The sequence below is a fragment of the Derxia lacustris genome (assembly GCF_002105195.1).
GTDB classification, from domain to species: domain Bacteria; phylum Pseudomonadota; class Gammaproteobacteria; order Burkholderiales; family Burkholderiaceae_E; genus Derxia; species Derxia lacustris.
The window spans coordinates 14223-36560 of sequence record NZ_MUHU01000017.1; the positions used below are offsets into that span (position 1 = coordinate 14223).

At 66.8% G+C, this 22338-nt stretch carries 19 protein-coding genes; 7 read left to right on the top strand and 12 right to left on the bottom strand.

Features of this window, described 5'->3' with window-relative positions; genetic code table 11:
- Window position 1: 1 nt before the first annotated feature.
- The 4 genes from sdhA to B9P64_RS14790 all read right to left on the bottom strand — a co-directional run bounded on the left by sdhA (window position 2) and on the right by B9P64_RS14790 (window position 3536).
- Window positions 2-1780, bottom strand: coding sequence for a succinate dehydrogenase flavoprotein subunit (gene sdhA / locus B9P64_RS14775; RefSeq protein WP_085316883.1), 1779 nt, complete (start codon window positions 1778-1780; stop codon window positions 2-4).
- Window positions 1781-1783: 3 nt separating this feature from the next.
- Window positions 1784-2161: a succinate dehydrogenase, hydrophobic membrane anchor protein gene (gene sdhD, locus B9P64_RS14780; RefSeq protein WP_085316884.1), complete on the bottom strand. Its 378-nt coding sequence runs from the start codon at window positions 2159-2161 to the stop codon at window positions 1784-1786.
- Between the two features lie 2 nt (window positions 2162-2163).
- Entirely contained in the window at window positions 2164-2580 is a 417-nt protein-coding gene (sdhC, locus tag B9P64_RS14785) for a succinate dehydrogenase, cytochrome b556 subunit (protein ID WP_085316885.1), read from the bottom strand.
- Between the two features lie 140 nt (window positions 2581-2720).
- Complete coding sequence (locus tag B9P64_RS14790) at window positions 2721-3536, bottom strand: GntR family transcriptional regulator (protein WP_085316886.1); 816 nt, start codon at window positions 3534-3536, stop codon at window positions 2721-2723.
- Between the two features lie 317 nt (window positions 3537-3853).
- Here B9P64_RS14790 and B9P64_RS14795 point away from each other — a divergent pair, with 317 nt between their 5' ends.
- The 7 genes from B9P64_RS14795 to acnB all read left to right on the top strand — a co-directional run bounded on the left by B9P64_RS14795 (window position 3854) and on the right by acnB (window position 15241).
- The gene (locus tag B9P64_RS14795) at window positions 3854-4840 is read left to right on the top strand and encodes a malate dehydrogenase (RefSeq protein ID WP_085316887.1); all 987 of its coding nucleotides are present in this window, start codon (window positions 3854-3856) and stop codon (window positions 4838-4840) included.
- A gap of 104 nt (window positions 4841-4944) precedes the next feature.
- Window positions 4945-5946, top strand: coding sequence for an HpcH/HpaI aldolase/citrate lyase family protein (locus B9P64_RS14800; protein WP_085316907.1), 1002 nt, complete (start codon window positions 4945-4947; stop codon window positions 5944-5946).
- A 27-nt stretch (window positions 5947-5973) separates the two neighbouring features.
- Window positions 5974-6861 carry a methylisocitrate lyase gene (gene prpB, locus B9P64_RS14805; protein ID WP_085316888.1) on the top strand — a complete coding sequence of 296 codons (888 nt, stop codon included), beginning with the start codon at window positions 5974-5976 and terminating at the stop codon, window positions 6859-6861.
- Between the two features lie 89 nt (window positions 6862-6950).
- The gene (gene prpC, locus B9P64_RS14810; protein ID WP_085316889.1) at window positions 6951-8108 is read left to right on the top strand and encodes a bifunctional 2-methylcitrate synthase/citrate synthase; all 1158 of its coding nucleotides are present in this window, start codon (window positions 6951-6953) and stop codon (window positions 8106-8108) included.
- Window positions 8109-8237: 129 nt separating this feature from the next.
- Window positions 8238-10850 carry a Fe/S-dependent 2-methylisocitrate dehydratase AcnD gene (gene acnD / locus B9P64_RS14815; RefSeq protein WP_085316890.1) on the top strand — a complete coding sequence of 871 codons (2613 nt, stop codon included), beginning with the start codon at window positions 8238-8240 and terminating at the stop codon, window positions 10848-10850.
- A gap of 66 nt (window positions 10851-10916) precedes the next feature.
- Window positions 10917-12110 (top strand): 2-methylaconitate cis-trans isomerase PrpF, encoded by a 1194-nt coding sequence (prpF, locus tag B9P64_RS14820; protein ID WP_085316891.1) that lies wholly within the window; start codon window positions 10917-10919, stop codon window positions 12108-12110.
- 539 nt (window positions 12111-12649) lie between these two features.
- Window positions 12650-15241 carry a bifunctional aconitate hydratase 2/2-methylisocitrate dehydratase gene (gene acnB, locus B9P64_RS14825; RefSeq protein ID WP_085316892.1) on the top strand — a complete coding sequence of 864 codons (2592 nt, stop codon included), beginning with the start codon at window positions 12650-12652 and terminating at the stop codon, window positions 15239-15241.
- Window positions 15242-15340: 99 nt separating this feature from the next.
- Here acnB and B9P64_RS14830 read toward each other — a convergent pair whose 3' ends face one another.
- The 8 genes from B9P64_RS14830 to B9P64_RS14865 form a co-directional block, all read right to left on the bottom strand.
- Window positions 15341-16639, bottom strand: a complete 1299-nt coding sequence (locus B9P64_RS14830; RefSeq protein WP_235840013.1) for an eCIS core domain-containing protein — start codon at window positions 16637-16639, stop codon at window positions 15341-15343.
- A 105-nt stretch (window positions 16640-16744) separates the two neighbouring features.
- Window positions 16745-17035 carry a N(2)-fixation sustaining protein CowN gene (cowN, locus tag B9P64_RS14835; RefSeq protein ID WP_085316893.1) on the bottom strand — a complete coding sequence of 97 codons (291 nt, stop codon included), beginning with the start codon at window positions 17033-17035 and terminating at the stop codon, window positions 16745-16747.
- 34 nt (window positions 17036-17069) lie between these two features.
- Window positions 17070-17819 carry a Crp/Fnr family transcriptional regulator gene (locus B9P64_RS14840; RefSeq protein WP_085316894.1) on the bottom strand — a complete coding sequence of 250 codons (750 nt, stop codon included), beginning with the start codon at window positions 17817-17819 and terminating at the stop codon, window positions 17070-17072.
- Window positions 17816-18310, bottom strand: a complete 495-nt coding sequence (locus B9P64_RS14845) for a CreA family protein (RefSeq protein ID WP_085316895.1) — start codon at window positions 18308-18310, stop codon at window positions 17816-17818. The genes B9P64_RS14840 and B9P64_RS14845 overlap by 4 nt, the downstream gene beginning before the upstream one ends.
- Before the next feature lie 120 nt (window positions 18311-18430).
- Window positions 18431-19222 carry an ABC transporter ATP-binding protein gene (locus B9P64_RS14850; protein WP_085316896.1) on the bottom strand — a complete coding sequence of 264 codons (792 nt, stop codon included), beginning with the start codon at window positions 19220-19222 and terminating at the stop codon, window positions 18431-18433.
- A gap of 10 nt (window positions 19223-19232) precedes the next feature.
- Entirely contained in the window at window positions 19233-20069 is an 837-nt protein-coding gene (locus B9P64_RS14855; protein WP_085316897.1) for an ABC transporter permease, read from the bottom strand.
- A gap of 10 nt (window positions 20070-20079) precedes the next feature.
- On the bottom strand, window positions 20080-21054 hold the full coding sequence (locus B9P64_RS14860) for an ABC transporter substrate-binding protein (RefSeq protein WP_085316898.1): 975 nt from the start codon (window positions 21052-21054) through the stop codon (window positions 20080-20082).
- A gap of 131 nt (window positions 21055-21185) precedes the next feature.
- Window positions 21186-22277, bottom strand: a complete 1092-nt coding sequence (locus B9P64_RS14865; protein WP_176256844.1) for an acyltransferase family protein — start codon at window positions 22275-22277, stop codon at window positions 21186-21188.
- Window positions 22278-22338 lie beyond the last annotated feature (61 nt).

Consider the following 22338-nt stretch of genomic DNA (forward strand, 5'->3'; position numbering starts at 1 on the left):
CTCAGAAAGTGCGCTTCTTCGGTTGGAAGGTCTCGACGGTCAGCGGCTTCATCGTCACCGGCTTGTAGTCGAGGCGGTTGCCTTCCGAGTAGAACAGCGAATGCCGGATCCACTTGGCATCGTCGCGTTCCGGATAGTCGTCGCGCGCATGGGCACCACGGCTTTCCTGACGGGCTTCGGCCGAGATGATCGTGGCCTTGGCGGTCTCGATCAGGTTGTCCAGCTCCAGCGCCTCGATGCGCGCGGTGTTGAACACCTTCGACTTGTCCTTCACATGCACATTCAGGCGACGCTTGTCGTGCTCGAGAATCTTCTTGACGCCGGCTTCGAGCAGTTCCTGCTTGCGGAACACGCCGCAATGCGCCTGCATGTCCTTGCGAATGTCGTTCGCCACATCCTGCACCCGCTCACCCGACGACGAGCCATCGATGCGCGCAAGACGCGACAGCGGCAGATCGGCGGCATCGGCCGGCAGATCCTTGTGCGCCTGGTCCTTGAGGTTCTGCTTGACGATGAAGTCGCCGGCCGAGCGGCCGAACACCAGCAGGTCGAGCAGCGAGTTCGTGCCGAGACGGTTGGCGCCGTGCACCGAGACGCAGGCGCATTCGCCGATCGCGTAGAGGCCGTTGATGACTTCTGCGTGGTTGCCGTTCTTCGGCGCGACGACCTGACCGTGGTAGTTCGTCGGAATGCCGCCCATCTGATAGTGGATGGTCGGCACCACCGGGATCGGTTCCTTGATCGGATCGACGTTCGCGAACTTGAGCGCGATTTCGCGGATCGACGGCAGGCGCTTGAGGATGGTGTCGGCGCCCAGGTGGTCGAGCTTCAGCAGCACATGGTCCTTGTTGGGACCGCAGCCGCGACCTTCCTTGATTTCCTGGTCCATCGAACGCGAGACGAAGTCGCGCGGCGCCAGATCCTTCAGCGTCGGCGCATAGCGCTCCATGAAGCGCTCGCCCTTGTCGTTCAGCAGGATGCCGCCCTCGCCGCGCACGCCCTCGGTGATGAGCACGCCCGCGCCGGCCACGCCGGTCGGGTGGAACTGCCAGAACTCCATGTCTTCAAGCGGGATGCCGGCGCGTGCCGCCATGCCCATGCCGTCACCGGTATTGATGAAGGCATTGGTCGAAGCGGCCCAGATGCGGCCGGCACCGCCGGTCGCGAAGATGGTGGCCTTGGCTTCGAGAATCATCACGTCGCCGGTTTCCATCTCGAGCGCGACGACGCCAACCACATCGCCCGCCTGATCGCGGACCAGATCGAGCGCCATCCATTCGACGAAGAACTGGGTACGGGCGCGCACGTTGCGCTGATAGAGCGTGTGCAGCAGCGCATGACCGGTACGGTCGGCCGCCGCACAGGCGCGCTGAACCGGCTTCTCGCCGAAGTTGGCGGTGTGGCCGCCAAACGGACGCTGATAGATCGTGCCGTCGGCATTGCGGTCGAACGGCATGCCGAAGTGTTCGAGCTCGTACACGACATTCGGCGCCTGACGGCACATGAACTCGATCGCATCCTGGTCGCCCAGATAGTCCGAGCCCTTGACGGTGTCGAACATGTGCCAGTACCAGTTGTCCTCGCTCATGTTGCCGAGCGAGGCACCGATGCCACCCTGGGCCGCAACGGTATGCGAGCGGGTCGGGAAGACCTTCGACAGCACGGCGACATTGAGGCCGGCTTCGGCCAGCTGGAGGGAGCAACGCATGCCGGAGCCGCCGGCTCCGACGATCACGGCGTCATAGCGACGGCGCGGGAGATTCGACTTGATGTCGGCCATTTCTTAGATGCCCCAGAGAATTTGCGCCGCGTACACGACGGAAATGATCAGCCAGATGATCGTCAGGACTTGCAGCGTCAGGCGAATGCCGGTCGGCTTCACGTAGTCCATCCAGATATCGCGCACGCCGATCCAGGCGTGATACGCGAGCGAACCAATGGCGACCAGCGACAGGGTCTTGCCCAGCGGAAAGCCGAGCAGCGTCCAGTTGAACAGACCAACCCAGTCCGTGTACTGCATCGGCGCCGGGGCGATGAGCAGGCCGATAAAGAGGATGAGCGTGTAGACCAGCATCACGACAGCGGTGATGCGTTGTGCGATCCAGTCCTTGAGACCGTAATGCGCGCCGACGACGAGACGCTTCGAACCGACGTTGGCCATGATCAGAACACTCCGAAAATCTTGAGCGCCACGAGAATCGTGAGCGTGATGCTGACTGCGAAGACGGCGGTCGCGCTCTTCTGCGACGATGCCTTGTCGATGCCCATGTGCAGGTCGAGCAGCAGATAGCGCACACCTGCGCACATGTGGTGCAGATAGCCCCAGGACAGGACGACCAGGATCAGCTTGACGATCGGAGCGCTTGCAAGCTCGCGATAGGCCTCGAAACTGATTTCGGAGGTGAGGCTTTTCTCGAACAGCGGCAGGAGGACGATGGGCAGTGCCAGGAACAGCAAGGCACCCGTGACCCGGTGCAGGATGGAGAGCCGACCTGCCAGGGGAAGCCGGTATTTGGCGATGTCCGAAACATGAATGTTTCGGAACTCCGGTCGTTTTCGGATGGGTGTTGCCTCTGCCATGGGTTGCCTCAGCGGATTTGTGTGTAGTGAAAAGTTTTGAACCGCGCCCCTGCCGGAACAGCTGACTATTGTGGCGAATTTTCGGCGCTGCACCAAACGGCGCTGACGCCGCTCAAGCGCAGGGAGCGCACAGCCCCACCTCAACTGACCTCGTTGTGGTAGTGGTGAGCATGTGTGACATACCAGCCGCGACGAAATTCCACCGGCCGGTCCAAATAGGTATAGGCGACGCGCTCGATCAGCAGCAGCGGATCGCCGACTGAAACCTTCAACAATCCAGCGGTGGCCGCGTCGGCCGCGACCGCCTTCAGGCGCTCGTCGGCGCGCACCATGCGGATGCCGAATTCCTTCTCGAACAGACCGTAGAGCGGCCCCCGATAGCCCGCCAGCTTGTCGGCGCTCAGGCCGCGGAACATCGCCGCGGGCAGCCAGATTTCATCGAGCACGCCGGGGCGATCGTTGATGGTGAGCAGCCGCCGGAGCTGGACCATGCTTTCGCCCGCCTTGAGGTCGAGCTGGCGCGCGATATCGGCCGGCGCGCGGACACGCTTGCATTCGAGGATGTCGGACTGGGTGCCGATCGGCTGACCGTCGTCGGAGACCAGGCGGAGGAATTTGAAGCCCGCGCGCGGCTCGTCGTTGTGCGACGCAACAAAGGTTCCCTTGCCCTGCCGCCGCACGACCAGGTTTTCCTTGGCCAGCTCGTCGATGGCCTTGCGCACCGTGCCTTGCGACACCTTGAAGCGCACCGCCAGCTCCATTTCGGACGGGATCACCTCGCCCGGCTTCCATTCCCCAGCCTCCAGACCCTGAGTGAGCAAGGACTTGATCTGCTGGTACAGCGGCAGGAACAGCGCCGCGCCTTCCTGGCGCGGGGCCGCGCCGCCCGCTGCGGAGGCTGTCGCATCCGCGCCGGCTGCGCCTTGGGCGCCGAGGTTGTTGATCTTGGGTGGCATGCGCGGATTCTTTCACAGGGGCTCGGCGAGCGTCCAGCTTGGTCCGAAGTCAAATGTCTTATATAAGACATAAGATGATTGACGACGGAAAAGCCAACACCTAGACTGCCTGCAATCCGACGCGGTGCGGCGGACTTAGAATTGCGGCGGCAACGCACGGCGCTTCGGCGCACCAACCGGAACGACAGATTTCCGGTGGCGCGCCCGGCCAGCCGGCTTCGGCACCGCAACCGTTCATGCGCCCGTCAGGTTGTGGCGGGATTGAAGGGCGGCCCGAAGCGGCGTCCCCCCTGATCCATCACTTCCGGAGAACCTTCATGACCAAACCCGCCTTGCGCGTCGCCGTTACCGGCGCCGCCGGCCAGATCGGCTACTCGCTGCTGTTCCGCATTGCCTCGGGCGAAATGCTCGGCAAGGACCAGCCCGTCATCCTGCAACTGCTGGAAATCCCGGACGAGAAGGCCCAGAAGGCGCTCAAGGGCGTGATCATGGAAGTGGAAGACTGCGCCTTCCCGCTGCTGCAAGAGATCACCGCCCACAGCGATCCGCTGACCGCGTTCAAGGACATCGACGTGGCCCTGCTGGTCGGCGCCCGTCCGCGCGGCCCCGGCATGGAACGCAAGGATCTGCTGTCGGCCAACGCCCAGATCTTCACGGCGCAAGGCAAGGCGCTCGACGCCGTCGCCAAGCGCACGGTCAAGGTGCTCGTGGTCGGCAACCCGGCCAACACCAACGCCTACATCGCGATGAAGTCGGCCCCGGGCCTGCCCAAGGAAAACTTCACCGCCATGCTGCGCCTGGACCACAACCGCGGTCTGTCGCAACTGGCCACCAAGGCTGGCGTCGCCGTCGCCGACATCGAGACCTTCACGGTCTGGGGCAACCACTCGCCCACGATGTACGCCGACTACCGCTTTGCCACCGTCGGCGGCAAGTCGCTCAAGGATCTGATCGGCGACGAAGACTGGAACCGCAACACCTTCCTGCCGACCGTCGGCAAGCGTGGCGCCGCGATCATCGAAGCGCGCGGCCTGTCGTCGGCTGCCTCGGCTGCCAATGCCGCCATCGACCACATCCGCGACTGGGTGCTGGGCACGAACGGCAAGTGGGTGACGATGGGCATCCCGTCGGATGGCTCCTACGGCATCCCGGTCGACACCATCTTCGGCTTCCCGGTGACGGTCGAAAACGGCAAGTACACGATCGTCCAGGGCCTGCCCATCGACGAGTTCTCGCAAGGCGCGATCAACAAGACGCTCGCCGAGCTGGAAGAAGAAAAGGCTGGCGTCGCTCATCTGCTGTGAGCCCAACCCGCCCGTAGCACCGAGCCGAGGACTTCAAGCCCTCGGCTTTTTTTGAACCTTTTTCAGCCCAAAACCCGTCAAAAGTGCGCAATTCACGCATGAATCTGCACCCCAGCGATGTTCTGTACGACGGCGAAAACGCCGATCGCCTCCGGCTTCCGGTCTGCGATCACTACGCCGGCAGCGAGAAACTGATCCGCAAATCGCTCGCGCTTCAGGCTGAACTGGCGGTGGACGGACGCGTCACTTTCGACATCACCTTCGATTGCGAGGACGGCGCCGCCGCCGGACGCGAGGCCGCCCAGGCCGCGCTCGTGGCCGCGCTCCTCGTCGACCCGGCCAACCGCTTCGACCGCTGCGGCGTGCGCGTGCATGACCCGCGCCATGCAGCGCTCGATGAAGAACTCGACATCGTCGTCGGGCGTGCCGGCCAGCGGGTCGCCTACGTCACCTTCCCAAAGCTCCACAACGCCGCCGAGGCGCATGACTGCGTCGCGCGCCTGAATGCGGCGGCCGACCGCCACGGCATCGCGCGCCGCATTCCGGCGCATGTGCTGATCGAGACCCACGGCGCGCTGCGCGAAGTCTTCGACATCGCCGCGACGCCGCAGGTCGAGTGCCTGTCGTTCGGGCTGATGGACTTCGTCTCGGCGCATCGCGGCGCGATTCCCGACGCCGCGATGACCTCGCCGGGCCAGTTCGATCACCCGCTCGTGCGCCGCGCCAAGCTCGAAATCGCCGCCGCCTGCCATGCCTTCGGCAAGGTGGCCTCGCACAACGTCACCACCGACTTCAGCGAGGCGGCGGTAGCGCATGGCGACGCCCTGCGCGCGGCGCGAGAGTTTGGCTACACGCGCATGTGGAGCATTCATCCGACCCAGATCGCCCCCATCGTCTCGGCCTTCGAGCCCGATGCCGGCGCGGTCACCGAAGCAGCGGAAATCCTGCTCGCCGCCCAGGCCAATCAGTGGGGTCCGACGCAGCGCGCCGGTCGCCTGCACGACCGGGCGAGCTACCGCTTCTACTGGGAAGTTTTGCAGCAGGCAGCGCTGGTCGGCGCTGCCATGCCCGAGGCGGCGCGATCCGCGTTCTTTGCCTCGGCCTGAAGTCCTCTCTATCGAAGGAGACGCAACTTGACCATCACCTCCGCCGGCGCCCTGTTCCGCAAGGCACTCGCCGAAGAAAAGCCGCTGCAAGTCATCGGCGCCATCAATGCCAACCACGCCTTGCTCGCCAAGCGCGCGGGCTTCCGCGCCATCTACCTGTCGGGTGGCGGCGTGGCCGCTGGCTCGCTGGGTCTGCCCGACCTCGGCATCAGCAACCTCGATGACGTGCTCACCGACGTGCGCCGCATCACTGACGTGTGCGACCTGCCGCTGCTGGTCGACGTGGATACCGGCTTCGGCTCCAGCGCCTTCAACGTGGCGCGCACGACCAAGACGCTGATCAAGGCCGGCGCTGGCGCGCTGCACATCGAGGACCAGGTCGGCGCCAAGCGCTGCGGCCATCGTCCCAACAAGGAAATCGTGTCGACGCAGGAAATGGTCGACCGCATCAAGGCCGCCGTCGACGCCCGCACCGATCCCGACTTCGTCATCATGGCGCGCACCGATTCGCTCGCGGTCGAAGGCATCGAGAAGGCCATCGAACGCTCGATCGCCTTCGTGGAAGCCGGCGCCGATGCGCTGTTCCCCGAGGCCCTCACCCAGCTCGACCAGTACAAGCAGTTCGCCGCCGCGGTGAACGTGCCCATCCTGGCCAACATCACCGAATTCGGCGCGACGCCGCTGTACACCGTGGACGAGCTGCGCGAAGTCGGCGTGAGCATCGTGCTCTATCCGCTGTCGGCCTTCCGCGCCGCCAACCGCGCCGCCGAGTCGGTCTACAACGCGGTCCGCAAGGACGGCACGCAGAAGAACGTCGTCGACCTCATGCAGACGCGCATGGAGCTGTACGACGTGATCGGATACCACGCCTTCGAGCAGAAGCTCGACGCGCTGTTCGCCGCCGGCAAGAAGTAAGGCGCGCGCCTCACCCCTCCCCCATCCCTCGCTGCAACACGGCGCCGCCGCCAAGACGGCGCGCCACCAAACTTTGAAGAGGAAATGCCATGAGCGATCAAGCTGCCCCGACCTCCGGTTTCAAGCCCAAGAAGTCCGTCGCCCTGTCGGGCACCGCCGCCGGCAATACCGGCCTGTGTACCGTCGGCCGGACCGGCAACGACCTGGCCTATCGCGGCTACGACATCCTCGATCTCGCCACCACCAGCGAGTTCGAGGAAATCGCCTATCTGCTGGTCCACGGCAAGCTGCCGACGGTCGCCGAACTGGCCGGCTACAAGGCCAAGCTCAAGGCGCTGCGCGGCATTCCCGCCGGCGTGAAGGCCGCGCTCGAACAGCTGCCGCCGTCGGCCCATCCGATGGACGTGATGCGCACCGGCGTGTCGGTGCTCGGCTGCCTGGCCCCGGAAAAGGACGACCACAACCATCCCGGCGCGCGCGACATCGCCGACAAGCTGATCGCCTCGCTCGGCTCGATGCTGCTGTACTGGTACCACTTCAGCCACAACGGCAAGCGCATCGACGTCGAAACCGAGGACGACTCGGTCGGCGGCCATTTCCTCGCGCTGCTGCACGGCAAGACGCCGAGCGAAGCCTGGGTCAAGGCGATGCACACCTCGCTGATCCTGTACGCCGAGCACGAGTTCAATGCCTCGACCTTCACCGGCCGCGTCATCGCCGGCACGGGATCGGACATCTACTCGGCCATCACCGGCGCGATCGGCGCGCTGCGCGGCCCGAAGCACGGCGGCGCCAACGAAGTGGCCTTCGAGATCCAGAAGCGCTACGACTCGCCCGACGAAGCCGAGGCCGACATCCGCGCCCGCGTCGAAGCCAAGCAGGTCGTGATCGGCTTCGGCCATCCGGTCTACACGGTCAGCGACCCGCGCAACAAGGTCATCAAGCAGGTCGCGCACGACCTGTCGGCCGCGCAGAACAACACCAAGATGTACGACATCGCCGAGCGCCTCGAGTCGGTGATGTGGGAAGTCAAGAAGATGTTCCCGAACCTCGACTGGTTCAGCGCGGTCAGCTACCACATGATGGGCGTGCCCACCGCCATGTTCACGCCGCTGTTCGTCATCGCGCGCATGACCGGCTGGAGCGCCCACATCATCGAGCAGCGCATCGACGGCAAGATCATCCGTCCGAGCGCCAACTACATCGGACCGGAAGACCAGAAGTTCGTGCCGATCGAGCAACGCTAAAGGCATGACGGCCGGCATCCCGCCCCGGGACGCCGGCCTGCGACGGCGGCCCGCCCGGGTCGCCCTGCCCAGTCGGCGGATGGCTGCGATCACGCGCCTCCGCTGGCTCAACTTCCCGGATTCGCTGCCATGAACACCGCCTACCGCAAGACCCTGCCCGGCACGTCGCTCGATTACTTCGATACGCGCGCAGCGGTCGATGCCATCGCCCCCGGCGCCTACGACAAGCTCCCCTACACCTCGCGCGTGCTGGCCGAAAACCTGGTGCGCCGCTGCGACCCGGCCACGCTGACCGACTCGCTCAAGCAGCTCATCGAGCGCAAGCGCGACCTGGACTTTCCGTGGTACCCGGCGCGCGTGGTCTGCCACGACATCCTGGGCCAGACCGCGCTGGTCGATCTGGCCGGCCTGCGCGATGCCATCGCCGACATGGGTGGCGATCCCGCGCTGGTGAACCCGGTGGTGCCGACGCAATTGATCGTCGACCACTCGCTGGCCGTGGAGTGCGGCGGCTTCGATCCGGACGCGTTCGAGAAGAACCGCGCCATCGAGGATCGCCGCAATGAAGACCGCTTCCACTTCATCAACTGGACGCGCACTGCGTTCAAGAACGTGGATGTGATCCCGGCGGGCAACGGGATCATGCATCAGATCAATCTTGAAAAAATGTCGCCGGTGATCCAGGCGCGCGACGGCGTGGCCTTCCCCGATACCTGCATCGGCACCGACAGCCACACGCCGCATGTGGATGCGCTGGGCGTGATCGCCATCGGCGTCGGCGGCCTCGAAGCCGAGAGCGTGATGCTCGGCCGCGCCTCGATGATGCGGCTGCCCGACATCGTCGGCGTCAAGCTCGTCGGCAAGCGCCAGCCCGGCATCACCGCGACCGACATCGTGCTGGCCCTGACCGAATTCCTGCGCAAGGAACGCGTGGTCGGCGCCTATGTGGAGTTCTTCGGTGACGGCGCCGACAGCCTGTCCATCGGCGACCGCGCGACCATCTCGAACATGTGCCCGGAATACGGCGCCACGGCAGCGATGTTCTACATCGACGGCCAGACCATCGACTACCTCAAGCTCACCGGCCGCGAGCCCGAGCAGGTGGCGCTGGTCGAGAACTACGCCAAGACGACCGGCCTGTGGGGCGCCGCCCTCGCCACGGCTGAATACGAACGCGTGCTGTCCTTCGACCTGTCGACCGTCGTGCGCAACATGGCCGGCCCGTCGAATCCGCACAAGCGCCTGCCGACGTCGGCGCTGGCCGAGCGCGGCATCGCCGACGAAGCCAAGCTGGCCGCCGCCCGGGCTGAAGAAGCCGACGGCAAGCTGCCCGACGGCGCGGTCATCATTGCCGCCATCACCAGCTGCACCAACACCAGCAATCCGCGCAATGTCGTCGCCGCCGCGCTGCTGGCGCGCAATGCCAACAAGCTCGGCCTGCTGCGCAAACCCTGGGTCAAGACCTCGTTCGCGCCGGGCTCGAAGGTAGCCAAGCTTTATCTCGAAGAAGCCGGCCTGCTCGGCGAGCTGGAACAGCTCGGCTTCGGCATCGTGGCCTACGCTTGCACGACGTGTAACGGCATGTCGGGCGCGCTCGATCCCAAGATCCAGCAGGAAATCATCGACCGCGACCTGTACGCGACCGCCGTGCTGTCGGGCAACCGCAACTTCGACGGCCGCATCCACCCGTATGCGAAGCAGGCCTTCCTGGCCTCGCCGCCGCTGGTGGTCGCCTATGCCATCGCCGGCACCATCCGCTTCGACATCGAGAAGGATGCGCTCGGTACCGACAAGGACGGCAAGCCGGTCACGCTGAAGGACCTGTGGCCGAGCGACGAGGAAATCGACGAAATCGTCGCCAGGTCGGTCAAGCCCGAGCAGTTCAACCAGATCTACATCCCGATGTTCGATCTGGGCGCGGTGGAAGAAGCCAAGAGCCCGCTGTACGACTGGCGCGCACCGAGCACCTACATCCGCCGTCCGCCCTACTGGGAAGGCGCGCTGGCCGGCGCCCGCACGCTGACGGGCATGCGCCCGCTGGCCGTGCTGCCGGACAACATCACGACCGACCACCTGTCGCCGTCGAACGCGATCATGCTCAACAGCGCGGCCGGCGAGTATCTGGCCAAGATGGGCTTGCCGGAAGAGGACTTCAATTCCTACGCGACCCATCGCGGCGACCATCTGACGGCGCAGCGCGCCACCTTCGCCAACCCGCAGCTGGTCAACGAGATGGCGGTGGTCGACGGCAAGGTCAAGAAGGGATCGCTCGCGCGCATCGAGCCGGACGGCAAGGTCACGCGCATGTGGGAAGCCATCGAGACCTACATGGAACGCAAGCAGCCGCTCATCATCGTGGCGGGTGCCGACTACGGTCAGGGCTCGTCGCGCGACTGGGCTGCCAAGGGCGTGCGGCTGGCTGGCGTGGAAGCCATCGCGGCCGAAGGCTTCGAGCGCATCCACCGCACCAACCTGATCGGCATGGGCGTGCTGCCGCTGGAGTTCAAGCCGGGCGTCAACCGCCTGACGCTTGGCATCGACGGCACCGAAACCTATGACGTGATCGGCGAGCGCACCCCGCGCGCCGACCTCACGCTGGTCATCACGCGGCGCAACGGCGAACGCCTCGAAGTGCCGATGACCTGCCGTCTCGATACCGCCGAGGAAGTCTCCATCTACGAAGCCGGCGGCGTGCTGCAACGCTTCGCCCAGGACTTCCTGGAATCGACCAAGGCGGCCTGAGCGCGGCTGCGTTCACGGGGCGGCGCGGGTCCGCGCTGCCCCGCCCCATCCGGAAAGAGGCATTTCATGGCCCATGTAGCGCAAGTGAAGATTCCCGCCACCTACATCCGTGGCGGCACCAGCAAGGGCGTGTTCTTCCGCCTGCAAGACCTGCCCGAGCGCTGCCAGACGCCCGGCGCGGCGCGCGATGCGCTGCTGCTGCGCGTGATCGGCAGCCCCGATCCCTACGGCAAGCAGATCGACGGCATGGGCGGCGCCACGTCGAGCACGAGCAAGACCGTGATCCTGGCCAAGAGCAGCAAGCCCGATCACGACGTGGATTACCTGTTCGGTCAGGTGTCGATCGACAAGGCCTTCGTGGACTGGAGCGGCAACTGCGGCAATTTGTCGGCGGCGGTCGGCTCGTTTGCCATCAGCGGCGGTCTGGTCGACCCGGCGCGCGTGCCCGCGAACGGCGTCTGCACCGTGCGCATCTGGCAGGCCAACATCGGCAAGACCATCATCGCCCACGTCCCCATCACCAATGGTGAAGTGCAGGAAACCGGCGACTTCGAGCTCGACGGCGTGACCTTCCCGGCCGCCGAAGTGCAGCTCGAATTCCTCGATCCGGCCGACGAAGGCGACGGCGAAGGCGGCGGCTCGATGTTCCCGACCGGCAATCTGGTCGACGACCTCGAAGTGCCGGGCATCGGCAGCTTCAAGGCCACGCTCATCAATGCTGGCATCCCGACCATCTTCGTCAACGCCGAAGCCATCGGCTACACCGGCACCGAGTTGCAGGACGCGATCAACGGCGACCCGGTCGCGCTGGCCCGGTTCGAGACCATCCGCGCCTACGGCGCGCTGCGCATGGGCCTCATCAAGCATGTCGATGAAGCCGCCAAGCGCCAGCACACGCCCAAGGTGGCGTTCGTCGCCAAGCCGGTCGAATACGTGTCGTCGAGCGGCAAGACGGTCGGCACCGGCGACGTGGATCTGCTGGTGCGCGCGCTGTCGATGGGCAAGCTGCATCACGCGATGATGGGCACGGCGGCGGTCGCCATCGGCACGGCGGCGGCCATTCCGGGCACGCTGGTCAATCTGGCGGCCGGCGGCGGCGAACGCACCGCGGTGCGCTTCGGCCATCCGTCGGGCACGCTGCGCGTGGGCGCCGAGGCAAAGCTGGTGGACGGCAACTGGACCGTGACCAAGGCGATCATGAGCCGCAGCGCGCGCGTGCTGATGGAAGGCTGGGTGCGCGTGCCCGGCGACGCATTCTGACCAGTACGTACGCGCGGGTATTGATGCGGCGCCGCCACGCCTTTGCAGCCGACGCCGCAGCCCCTGCGGCTGCGTCGGCCGCTTCGGCAATAACCCGGCACTGCGCTGCACCAATGTCGCATATCCTTACGTGTTCCACGCCGTCCTACCGACGGCGGCCTGTTGCTCCTGGCCGGGCATCAACCCGTCCGGCCCGCATGTCCCGGCGAAACCACCGGGCAATCCGCAACGGTGGCTGTGCCCGGCGCCTACTGATGCCGGCAACGCAGCACCGGATCGTGTCTTGAACAACAAGAGCGAGGCAGGAGGAGACCCTTCGATGACGCGCAGCGCATCACCGAACGCAAGCCGCAACCGCCCCGGGGCGCTGCGGCCACGAACGGGGTCGCGCACGGACCGAAGTGCCTGCCAGCCCGTCGCGACCGGCGCCATCCGGCGCGACGGGCAAGAAGTAGAGGACGCGGGGCGCAAGCCCCAATCGAGCGTGCGGCTGCCTTCAGGCCCGCGCGCTCTTCTGTTTTTGTCGAGGGAGCGAAACCGTGCTTGAAACCTACCGCCAACATGTCGCCGAACGCGCCGCGCTCGGTATTCCGCCGCTGCCGCTGTCGGCCCAGCAGACCGCCGATCTGATCGAGCTGATCAAGAACCCGCCGGCCGGCGAAGAGCAGTTCCTGGTCGAGCTGCTGACCTTCCGCGTGCCGCCCGGCGTGGACGATGCCGCCAAGGTCAAGGCCAGCTTCCTCGCCGCCGTCGCGCACGGCGACCTGTCGGTCGCGCTGATCTCCAAGGCCAAGGCCACCGAGCTGCTCGGCACGATGGTCGGCGGCTACAACGTCAAGCCGCTGATCGACCTGCTCGACGACGCCGAAGTGGCGCCCGTCGCCGGCGCCGCGCTCAAGAAGACGCTGCTGGTGTTCGACTTCTTCCACGACGTGACCGAGAAGGCCAAGGCCGGCAACGCCATCGCCATCGAAGTCGTGCAGTCCTGGGCCGATGCCGAGTGGTTCACCACCCGCCCTGAAGTGCCCAAGACCATCACCGTCACCGTGTTCAAGGTGCCCGGCGAAACCAATACCGATGACCTCTCGCCCGCGCCCGATGCGTGGAGCCGTCCGGACATCCCGCTGCACTACCTCGCCATGCTGAAGAACACGCGCGCCGGCGCGGCCTTCGTGCCGGAAGAAGACGGCAAGCGCGGCCCGATCCAGTTCATCGAAGACCTGAAGAAGAAGGGCCATGTCGTGGCCTATGTCGGCGACGTGGTCGGCACCGGTTCGTCGCGCAAGTCGGCGACCAACTCGGTCATCTGGGCCACCGGCGAAGACATCCCCTTCGTGCCGAACAAGCGCTTCGGCGGCGTGACACTCGGCGGCAAGATCGCGCCGATCTTCTTCAACACCCAGGAAGACTCGGGCTCGCTGCCGATCGAAGTCGAAGTCAGCAAGCTCGAAATGGGCGATGTCATCGACATCTATCCCTACGACGGCAAGATCGTGCGCAACGGCGAGACGCTCGAAACCTTCGCGCTCAAGAGCGAAGTGCTGCTCGACGAAGTGCGCGCCGGCGGCCGCATCAACCTCATCATCGGCCGCTCGCTCACCGCCAAGGCGCGCGACTACCTGGGCCTGCCCGCCTCGACGCTGTTCCGCCTGCCCAAGGCACCGGTCGACAGCGGCAAGGGCTTCTCGCTGGCGCAGAAGATCGTCGGCCGCGCGGTCGGCCTGCCGGAAGGCCAGGGCGTGCGCCCCGGCACCTACTGCGAGCCCAAGATGACCACGGTCGGCTCGCAGGACACCACCGGCCCGATGACCCGCGACGAACTCAAGGATCTGGCCTGCCTCGGCTTCTCGGCCGATCTGGTGATGCAGTCGTTCTGCCACACCGCCGCCTATCCCAAGCCGGTCGACGTCAAGACCCATCGCGAGCTGCCCGCCTTCATCAGCAACCGCGGCGGCGTGGCCCTGCGTCCGGGCGACGGCGTGATCCACTCCTGGCTCAACCGCCTGCTGCTGCCCGACACCGTCGGCACCGGCGGCGACAGCCACACCCGCTTCCCGATCGGCATCAGCTTCCCGGCCGGCTCGGGTCTGGTGGCCTTCGGCGCCGCCACCGGCGTCATGCCGCTCGACATGCCCGAATCGGTGCTGGTGCGCTACACCGGCAAGCTGCAGCCCGGCATCACGCTGCGCGATCTGGTCCACGCGATCCCGCTGTACGCGATCAAGGCTGGTCTGCTCACCGTGGCCAAGCAGGGCAAGAAGAACATCTTCTCGGGCCGCATCCTTGAAATCGAAGGCCTGCCCGACCTGAAGGTCGAACAAGCCTTCGAACTGTCGGACGCCTCGGCCGAACGCTCGGCCGCCGGCTGCGCGATCAAGCTCAACAAGGAGCCGATCGCCGAGTACCTGACGTCGAACATCGTTCTGATGAAGAACATGATCGCCGACGGCTACGCCGACAAGCGCACGCTCGAACGCCGCATCAAGGCGGTCGAAGCCTGGCTCGCCGACCCGCAACTGCTGGAAGCCGACGCCGACGCCGAGTACGCCGCCGTCATCGAGATCAACCTCGACGACATCAAGGAACCGATCCTCTGCGCGCCGAACGATCCGGACGACGCGCGCGTGCTGTCGGAAGTGGCCGGCACCAAGATCGACGAAGTGTTCATCGGCTCGTGCATGACCAACATCGGTCACTTCCGCGCCGCCTCCAAGCTGCTGGCCGGCCAGAAGGACATCCCGGTGAAGCTGTGGGTGGCCCCGCCGACCAAGATGGACGCGGCCGAGCTGACCAAGGAAGGTCACTACAACGTGTTCGGCACCGCCGGCGCGCGCACCGAAATGCCGGGCTGCTCGCTGTGCATGGGCAACCAGGCGCAGGTGAAGTCGGGCGCAACGGTCGTCTCGACCTCGACCCGCAACTTCCCGAACCGTCTGGGCAAGGACACCAACGTGTACCTGAGCTCGGCCGAACTCGCGTCGGTGGCCTCCAAGCTCGGCCGCCTGCCGACCGTGGCCGAGTACGCCGAAGCGATGGGCGTCATCAACGCCGATTCGACCAGCATCTATCGCTACCTGAACTTCGACCAGATCGCCGAATACGCGGACGTGGCGAAGACCGTGGAAGTCTGAAGCGGCTGACGCTGCCGGCCCGCGTGGCCGGCATGCAATGAAAAACGGCCCGCCGGGGGAACTCGGCGGGCCGTTTTTCATTGCAAGCGGCGGACAGGCTCAGGGCAGCTTGACCCACCAGGCGCCGGCACCATCGCGCTTGACCGCCTCATGAAACTCATCTTCATGCGCGCGCCAGGCCGGATGGGTTTCCTCGGGCACATCGTCCATGTTGCGGCTGTTGCCCTGATTGAATGCCGGGTTCTGCGGAAAGACGCCGCTGTCCTCGTTGCCGACACCGCCGTTCTGGCGCCCGAGCTTGTGGCCCGCATCCCAGTAGCGCCCCGACTTGTAGGGCCGATCCGCCTTCGGGTTCTCCGTCGCATAGGCGTACTTGCTGCCGGTCACCTTGCCCTTGGCGGTACCCACATCGCTCGCCGTTGCGTAATCGAACAGGATTTCCTTGGGTTTGTAAGTGCCCGGATCGTTCACATAGGACCGGGTGCCCTCCGAAGTCACGGTGCCAGTGCCGAGATCGGACTTGTCGACCAGGAACATCTCGCCGCCGGCATAGGCGATATGGCCCGGCTTGAGCTGGACCGGGCCGCCCCAGGCCGTACCCGCTGCCGCCTGCCAGCGGCCGACGCCGGCCGGCGCCGCAGGCATGAGCTGAGCCGCCGCCATCTGCACCGCCCGCGCGCCCATCGCATCGGCCTCGCTTTCCAGCGCCGGATCGTCGTTGACCGGCGTGCCGCCGGCGCTGCGCATCTGCATCGTCGGCTTGACCCGGCCCTGCGCCTGCTGCACCACATGCCAGGCCTCGTGCGGCAGATGGCGCTCCTGCCCGGGCGCGACATGGATGTCGCTGCCCTGGGCATAGGCGTGGGCATTGAGCTGGGCCGGCTGCGGCGAGTTGTAGTGCACGCGCACGCTGTCGAGCGACACGCCCGACAAGGCCTCGACGCCGCTCTTGAGGTTGTCGGGCAGGCCGGTGCGATTGGGCTCGGCGGCCTGGCGCTGGGCCGGCGCGTCCGTCTGGGCGACGGCGCGTTGTGCGGGCGCCTCCTCCTCGATGGCGGCGCGCTGGGCGGGCTCCTCCTCCACCGCAGCGCGCTGGGCGGGTTCTTCCTCCTCCATCGCAGCGCGCTGGGCCGGCTCCTCTTCCTCGACGGCCGCGCGCTGGACCGGCGCACCTGCGCCATCGAGCGCGGCTTGCAGCTCGCGCAACTGGCGTACCGCCGGCGCGCTGCCGATGGCGCCGGCCAGCGCGCGCAGCTGGATCGCCTGGGCGCTGGCGTCGGCCAGCCGGGCGTGGCGCAACTGGGCGGCGGCGCCGTCGCGGCCGACCGCATTGCGCGGGACCGCTGCCTGCATCGGGGACGGCGCGTGCGCGCCGAGAAGGGGCGAATCGGCTTTCATGGCGGGGCTCCATGCGAGGGGTCGCGCGACTATCGCCAGCCGCGCCGACCGAAGCAAGCGCCCCGCAGTGTCAGACGCGACGCAATCGAATGCCGGGCGCGGCGCTCAGAAGCATTCGCGCTCCAGCCGGTCGAGGTCGGCCAGCGCTTCCTCGTCGTCATGCGCCTCGAACAGGTCGCGCACCGAGTTGGCGAGGCTGTGCAGCAGCAGCAGGTCGTCGCGCCGGGCGCCGCGCTCGGCGTTGCGCTGGCGGTCGAAGTAGACGATGAAGCGGTTGGCCGGATCGGCGCGGCGGTAGCGGTCGATGTGGTCGAGCACGCAGCGGACATTGCCGTCGAAATCGATGCCGTCGAAGCTGACGTAGCGGTCGGTGGTGGAAAGCTGGCTGAGGGACATGGCGCACTCCTGTGTGGATGAAGTGCGCCGGAGGCTAGGTGCGCCGCGGCCCCGAGGTCTGTCGCGCGGACGACGTTTCGCGCCGGCCGCGCGCGTCGAGTCGCGCCAGATCAAGCACGCGCAATTCGCGCCGGCCGCGCCGCTCGACGATGCCGTCGCGCTCCAGTTCGCCGAAGGCGCTGGAGATGGTCTGGCGGCTGGCGCCGAGCATGAGTGCGATGTCGGTCAGGGTGAAGGGCAGCGGCACGATCCAGGTCTCGGGCGCCTCGGTGGCGTCGGCCGGCGCGCGCCTGCCCTGGCGCCGCGCCAGCGTGGCGAGGAAGTTGGCGAGCCGCTCGTGCGCCTCCAGGAACACGAGGTTCTCGACCAGCTCGACCGTGCGCGCGAGCAGCTTGCCGAGCACCCGCATGATCGCGACCGTCGCGGGCGGATAGCCGGCCACGCGCGCCGAGAAGCGCCGGGTGTCGATCAGCGCGAGCCGGCTCGGCTGCACCGCCATCACGAAGGTGGGCGTGTGGGTCGAGAACACGTCGCCGGGTTCGAGGAAGGCGAGCGTGACCTCGCGCAGCTCGTCGGCGAGGTAGACGCGCACGCGGCCGCTGCGCACGACGAAGACGCTGTCGCTGCCGTCGCCGGGGCGGCTGATGAGCTCGCCGCGGGCGCAGTCGCGCGGGCGGAAGTCGGCGAGGAAGGCGGCGCCTTCGGGGCTGTCGAGCAGGTGCAGCAGGCTGGGCGGGCTCGCACCGCCGCTGCCCGGTGCCGCATGCGGATGGGCGCTCGTCACTTCACCACCACCGGCACGCTCCGATCCACCGCCACCGCCGTGATGCTGTTCTTCGGCGAGCCGTCGATGAGCTTGTCCGAGTAGGTCAGATAGACCAGCGCATTGCGCTTCGGGTCGGCCATGCGCACCACGCGCAGGCGCTTGAATAGGATGCTCAGCCGCTGGTCGAACACTTCCTCCTGCCTTGGCAGCGGCCCGGCGATGGCGAGCGGCCCGACCTGCCGGCAGGCAATCGACGCGTCCGACGTGTCGGTGGCGAGGCCGAGCGCGCCCTTCACTCCGCCGGTCTTGGCGCGCGACACATAGCAGGTGACGCCCTGCACTTTCGGGTCGTCATAGGCCTCGACGACGATCTTGTGATCGGGGCCGAGCAGCTGGAAGGCGGTGTCGACATTGCCGATTTCCTCGGCGCGGACGGCGCCGGCGAGCGAACCCGCAAGGACGATGGCAAGCGCGGCATGACGCGCGACGGATCGGGAAAGCAACTTCATGGATGCGGACTCCGGAATCGCGGAAGAGCCCGGACGATAGCCCGGACCGGCGCCGTGTCCGTCGCGCATGACGCGGCGGTTGCACTCGCGCCAGCCAATCCGGGCGATGCCCACCCCGCCTCAATCCACCGCCGCCGCCCGCGTCTCGGCCTCGGCATGGCGCTGCTGCTCCTCCATCACCAGCCGGCCCAGCTCGCGCTTGAGCTCGTTGAACTCGGCCGACGCCGGATCGCGCGGGCGTTCCAGCGTCACGCGCTGATCGCGCTTGATGGTGCCGGGCCGATAGGTCATCACCACGATGCGGTCGGCGAGGTAGATCGACTCCTCGATCGAGTGCGTGACGAACAGGATGGTCTTGCGCGTCTCGGCCCAGATGCGCAGCAACTCGTCCTGCAGGTTGCGGCGCGTGAGCGCGTCGAGCGCGCCGAAGGGCTCGTCCATCAGCAGGATCGGCGAGTCGAGCGCGAGCACGCGGGCGATGGCCACGCGCTGGCGCATGCCACCCGACAAGTCCTTGGGGAAGCGGTCGCGGAAGTCGCGCAGCTTGAGCATGTCGAGCAGGCGGTCGACGGTCTGCGCAATCTCGGCCCGGCCGCGCTTCTGGATTTCGAGCCCGAAGGCGATGTTCTGCGCCACCGTCATCCACGGGAACAGCGCGTACTCCTGGAACACCATGCCGCGTTCCGGCCCCGGCCCGGTGACCGGCTTGCCGTCGGCCTCAAGCCGGCCACTCGTCGGCAGCGAGAAGCCCGCGACCGCATTCAGCAGCGTGCTCTTGCCGCAGCCCGACGGCCCGAGCAGGCAGACGAACTCGCCGCGCTCGATGCTCAGGTCGATGTCCTTGAGCGCGACCACTTCGCGCTCCGCGCTGGCAAAAATCTTGTTGACGCCGCGCGCCTCGATCTGGCTCATCGCGCCCTCCTCAATGCTCGATGCCGCGATGCCAGCGCAGCAGATGGTTGTTGAGCCGGCTCACGCCGGTATCGATGGCGAGGCCGAGCAGGCCGATGGTGAACATGCCGGCGATGATCTTGTCGCTCCACATGAACTCGCGCGCTTCGAGGATGCGAAAGCCGAGCCCGTCGTTCACCGCGATCATTTCCGAGACGATCACCACGATGAACGCAGTGCCGATGCCGATGCGCACGCCGGCCAGGATGTAGGGCGTGGCGGCCGGCAGCATCACCCGCGTGAACATGGCCCACTGGCCCACGCCCAGGTTGCGCGCCGCGCGCAGATAGATGCCGTCGACATGGCGCACGCCGGTGATGGTGTTCATCAGCACCGGAAAGAAGGCGCCGATGGCGATCAGGAAGATCGCCGGGGGATTGCCCAGGCCAAACCACAAAATGCTGAGCGGGATGTAGGCAATCGGCGGGATCGGCCGCAGCACTTGCAGCAGCGGATTGAACAGCCCGTAGACGCGCGCGCTCGCGCCCATCACCAGGCCCATCGGCAACGCCAGCCCAGCGCCGACCGCAAAGCCGACCACCACGCGGTAAAGGCTGGCGACAGCGTCGTGAACCATCTCGCCCGAGAACATCCAGGCCAGGCGCGACTGCTCGGCCGCATCGAAAGCCTGGGCCGGCAGCAGCGACTGCCACCACTTCACCGCCACCGCCGAGGCCGCCGGCAGCACCACCGGCGAGAACCAGCCGGCGCGCGCGCAGCCTTCCCACAACGCCAGCAGCGCGAGCGGCACGATCAGCCCGCGCAGTACGTCGAGCGCACGCTGCGGCGGCGCAGAAATCGCATTCATCGCGCCGCCCTCACTTCACGCCGAGGTCGGCCTTGGCCTTCTGCAGCAGATCGAGCTTGACCCACTCGTCGGCCTTGGGCGGCTTGGCCATGCGACCCACGCCGTACTTGTTCATGAACTCGGTGGTCACGTCGATGTGAGCCGGGCTCACGTCATAGGTGTAGTCGGCGTTGTCCATCGCGTCGCGGAAGTCCTGCGACGTGATCTGGCCCTTGAACATCTGCTCGACCACGTACTTCTCGGCGACGGCGGGGTTCTTGTTGAACAGCGCCGTGGCCTCGACGAAGCACTTCATCACCCGCAGCGCCACGTCGCGGTTGGCGTAGAGCTTGTCGCTCATGACCAGCAGCCGGTAGGGCTCGCCCATCGCGGTGTCGTAGGGCTTCATCACCTCGACGCCGAACTTCTTGTTGATGGCCTGCGACGACTGCGGCTCGCTCTGGCACATCGCGTCGATCTGCTTGGCGGCCAGCGCCTGGTTCAGGTCGGCGAAGGCCAGATAGACGATCTGCACATCCTTGCCGCCCTTGTCCGACCAACTCAGTCCGGCCTTGTCGAGTTCGGCCAGCAGCAGCAATTCCTGCGCGCCGCCGCGCGTAACGCCGACCTTCCTGCCCTTGAGGTCGGCGAGCGACTTGATGCCGCTGTCGGTCGCCGCGACGATGCGCGCGCCGCCCTTGGCAAAGCCGGCCACGGTGAAGATGCCGACGCCGTTGGCGCGCCCCGAGATCGCGCCATCCGAGGCCAGCGCGGCGAGGTCGATGTCGCCCGAGACGATGGCCGGCATGATGTCCGGCCCCTTGGCGAACATGCGCTCGTCGAGCTTGATGCCGTACTTCGGGCAGATCTCCTTCATGTACGAGACCGCGCCGTAATGGGCGAACTTGAGGTTGCCGAGGTGGACGCTGTCGTCGGCGCGGGCCGGCGCGGCAAGCGCGAACAGGCTGGCGGCGAAGGCAAGGACGCAGGGGCGGATCGAATACATCGGGAGGTCTCCGGGGCAGGGGCTGGAATGGCCCCGAGACTGACCGATGGCGCGGACACTGCCGTTACGGGTTTGCCCGCAGTTGCCAGTGAATCCGACTTGCGCCGCTGCGCGGTCCGGCGCCCGCGCGGTCAACCCTGACGCGACTCGGCTGCGACCGCCGGCACCGCCGGCTCATGCTGCCGCTTGCTGCCGATCAGCCCTTTCAGGCGGCGCGACAAGGCCCCTTCGAGCCAGCGCCAGGTGACCCAGGAGGCGGCGCAGGCGAGCGGGAAGGCCAGCACCGCAAACAGCAGCACCGCTGGCCAGCCCTGCAGATGCAGCAGCGGCAGCAGTCCGCGCTTGATGACTGGCATGGCCAGCGGATGCACCAGATAGAAGCTGAAGCTGATGGTGCCGAGCCATTGCAGCGCCCGGGACTTGAGGAAACGGCCGCTGTCGCGCCGATGCACGACCAGCCATGCAAAGAAGAAGAACGCGCCCACGAACGCAGCGAGTACCGCCGGGCCCAGCCCGTTCGCCGCATAGTCGATCAGGGTGAGGCTGGGGCCGGCCACTTCCGCATCGGTGAGCAGCCATGCGTACCAGGCCACGAACACGCCGGCCCAGCCCCACTTGAACAACTGTGCATGCCGGACCAGCCAGGGCTCGGCCAGGGCGACGATGACGCCCGGCGCAAAGAACAGCGCACGCGGATACAGCACCGGAAACACCAGCGCCGGCAACCAGCACAGCGCCAGCCGCCAGCCGCTCGACTTGCGCCCGCCGATGACCCAGGCCAGCGATGCGAACAGGTAGAAGCAGAGCTCATAGCTGAGCGACCACTGGGCCGGATGGATGGTGACCAGCGGGAACACCGGCGCCATGATCGCCAGACTGCCGAGCAGCACCGGCAGCGAGCCGAGCGCCTTTGCCGGCGGGCCGCCGCCGTACTGCGCATACAGCCACTGACCGAACAGCATGACCACCGCCAGCGGCAGCCAGAGCGGAAAGATGCGCAGCACCCGATCGACCAGAAAGGCCCGCACCGTGGCATGCCGACGCAGGCTCTGCACGATGACGTAGCCGCTGATCATGAAGAACAGCTCGACGCCATAACGCATGCCGTGCGCGAGCCAGAACAGCCATTGCCCGAATGCCGTGCCGGGCTCGGGCGGCAGACCGGAATTGACCACATGGAAGACGAACACCGCGAGCACGCAGATGCCGCGAAAACCGTGCACGCCGGCATGGAGACCCGCGCGCGCGCCCGGGGAGCGGGCCTGTGCGGCAGGCGGAGATGGG

Coding starts and splice junctions, on each gene's coding strand:
- sdhA (WP_085316883.1), bottom strand. CDS start 1,780: ATGGCCGACATCAAGTCGAATCTCCCGCGCCGTCGCTATGACGCCGTG.
- sdhD (WP_085316884.1), bottom strand. CDS start 2,161: ATGGCCAACGTCGGTTCGAAGCGTCTCGTCGTCGGCGCGCATTACGGT.
- sdhC (WP_085316885.1), bottom strand. CDS start 2,580: ATGGCAGAGGCAACACCCATCCGAAAACGACCGGAGTTCCGAAACATT.
- B9P64_RS14790 (WP_085316886.1), bottom strand. CDS start 3,536: ATGCCACCCAAGATCAACAACCTCGGCGCCCAAGGCGCAGCCGGCGCG.
- B9P64_RS14795 (WP_085316887.1), top strand. CDS start 3,854: ATGACCAAACCCGCCTTGCGCGTCGCCGTTACCGGCGCCGCCGGCCAG.
- prpC (WP_085316889.1), top strand. CDS start 6,951: ATGAGCGATCAAGCTGCCCCGACCTCCGGTTTCAAGCCCAAGAAGTCC.
- acnD (WP_085316890.1), top strand. CDS start 8,238: ATGAACACCGCCTACCGCAAGACCCTGCCCGGCACGTCGCTCGATTAC.
- prpF (WP_085316891.1), top strand. CDS start 10,917: ATGGCCCATGTAGCGCAAGTGAAGATTCCCGCCACCTACATCCGTGGC.
- B9P64_RS14830 (WP_235840013.1), bottom strand. CDS start 16,639: ATGAAAGCCGATTCGCCCCTTCTCGGCGCGCACGCGCCGTCCCCGATG.
- cowN (WP_085316893.1), bottom strand. CDS start 17,035: ATGTCCCTCAGCCAGCTTTCCACCACCGACCGCTACGTCAGCTTCGAC.
- B9P64_RS14845 (WP_085316895.1), bottom strand. CDS start 18,310: ATGAAGTTGCTTTCCCGATCCGTCGCGCGTCATGCCGCGCTTGCCATC.
- B9P64_RS14850 (WP_085316896.1), bottom strand. CDS start 19,222: ATGAGCCAGATCGAGGCGCGCGGCGTCAACAAGATTTTTGCCAGCGCG.
- B9P64_RS14855 (WP_085316897.1), bottom strand. CDS start 20,069: ATGAATGCGATTTCTGCGCCGCCGCAGCGTGCGCTCGACGTACTGCGC.
- B9P64_RS14860 (WP_085316898.1), bottom strand. CDS start 21,054: ATGTATTCGATCCGCCCCTGCGTCCTTGCCTTCGCCGCCAGCCTGTTC.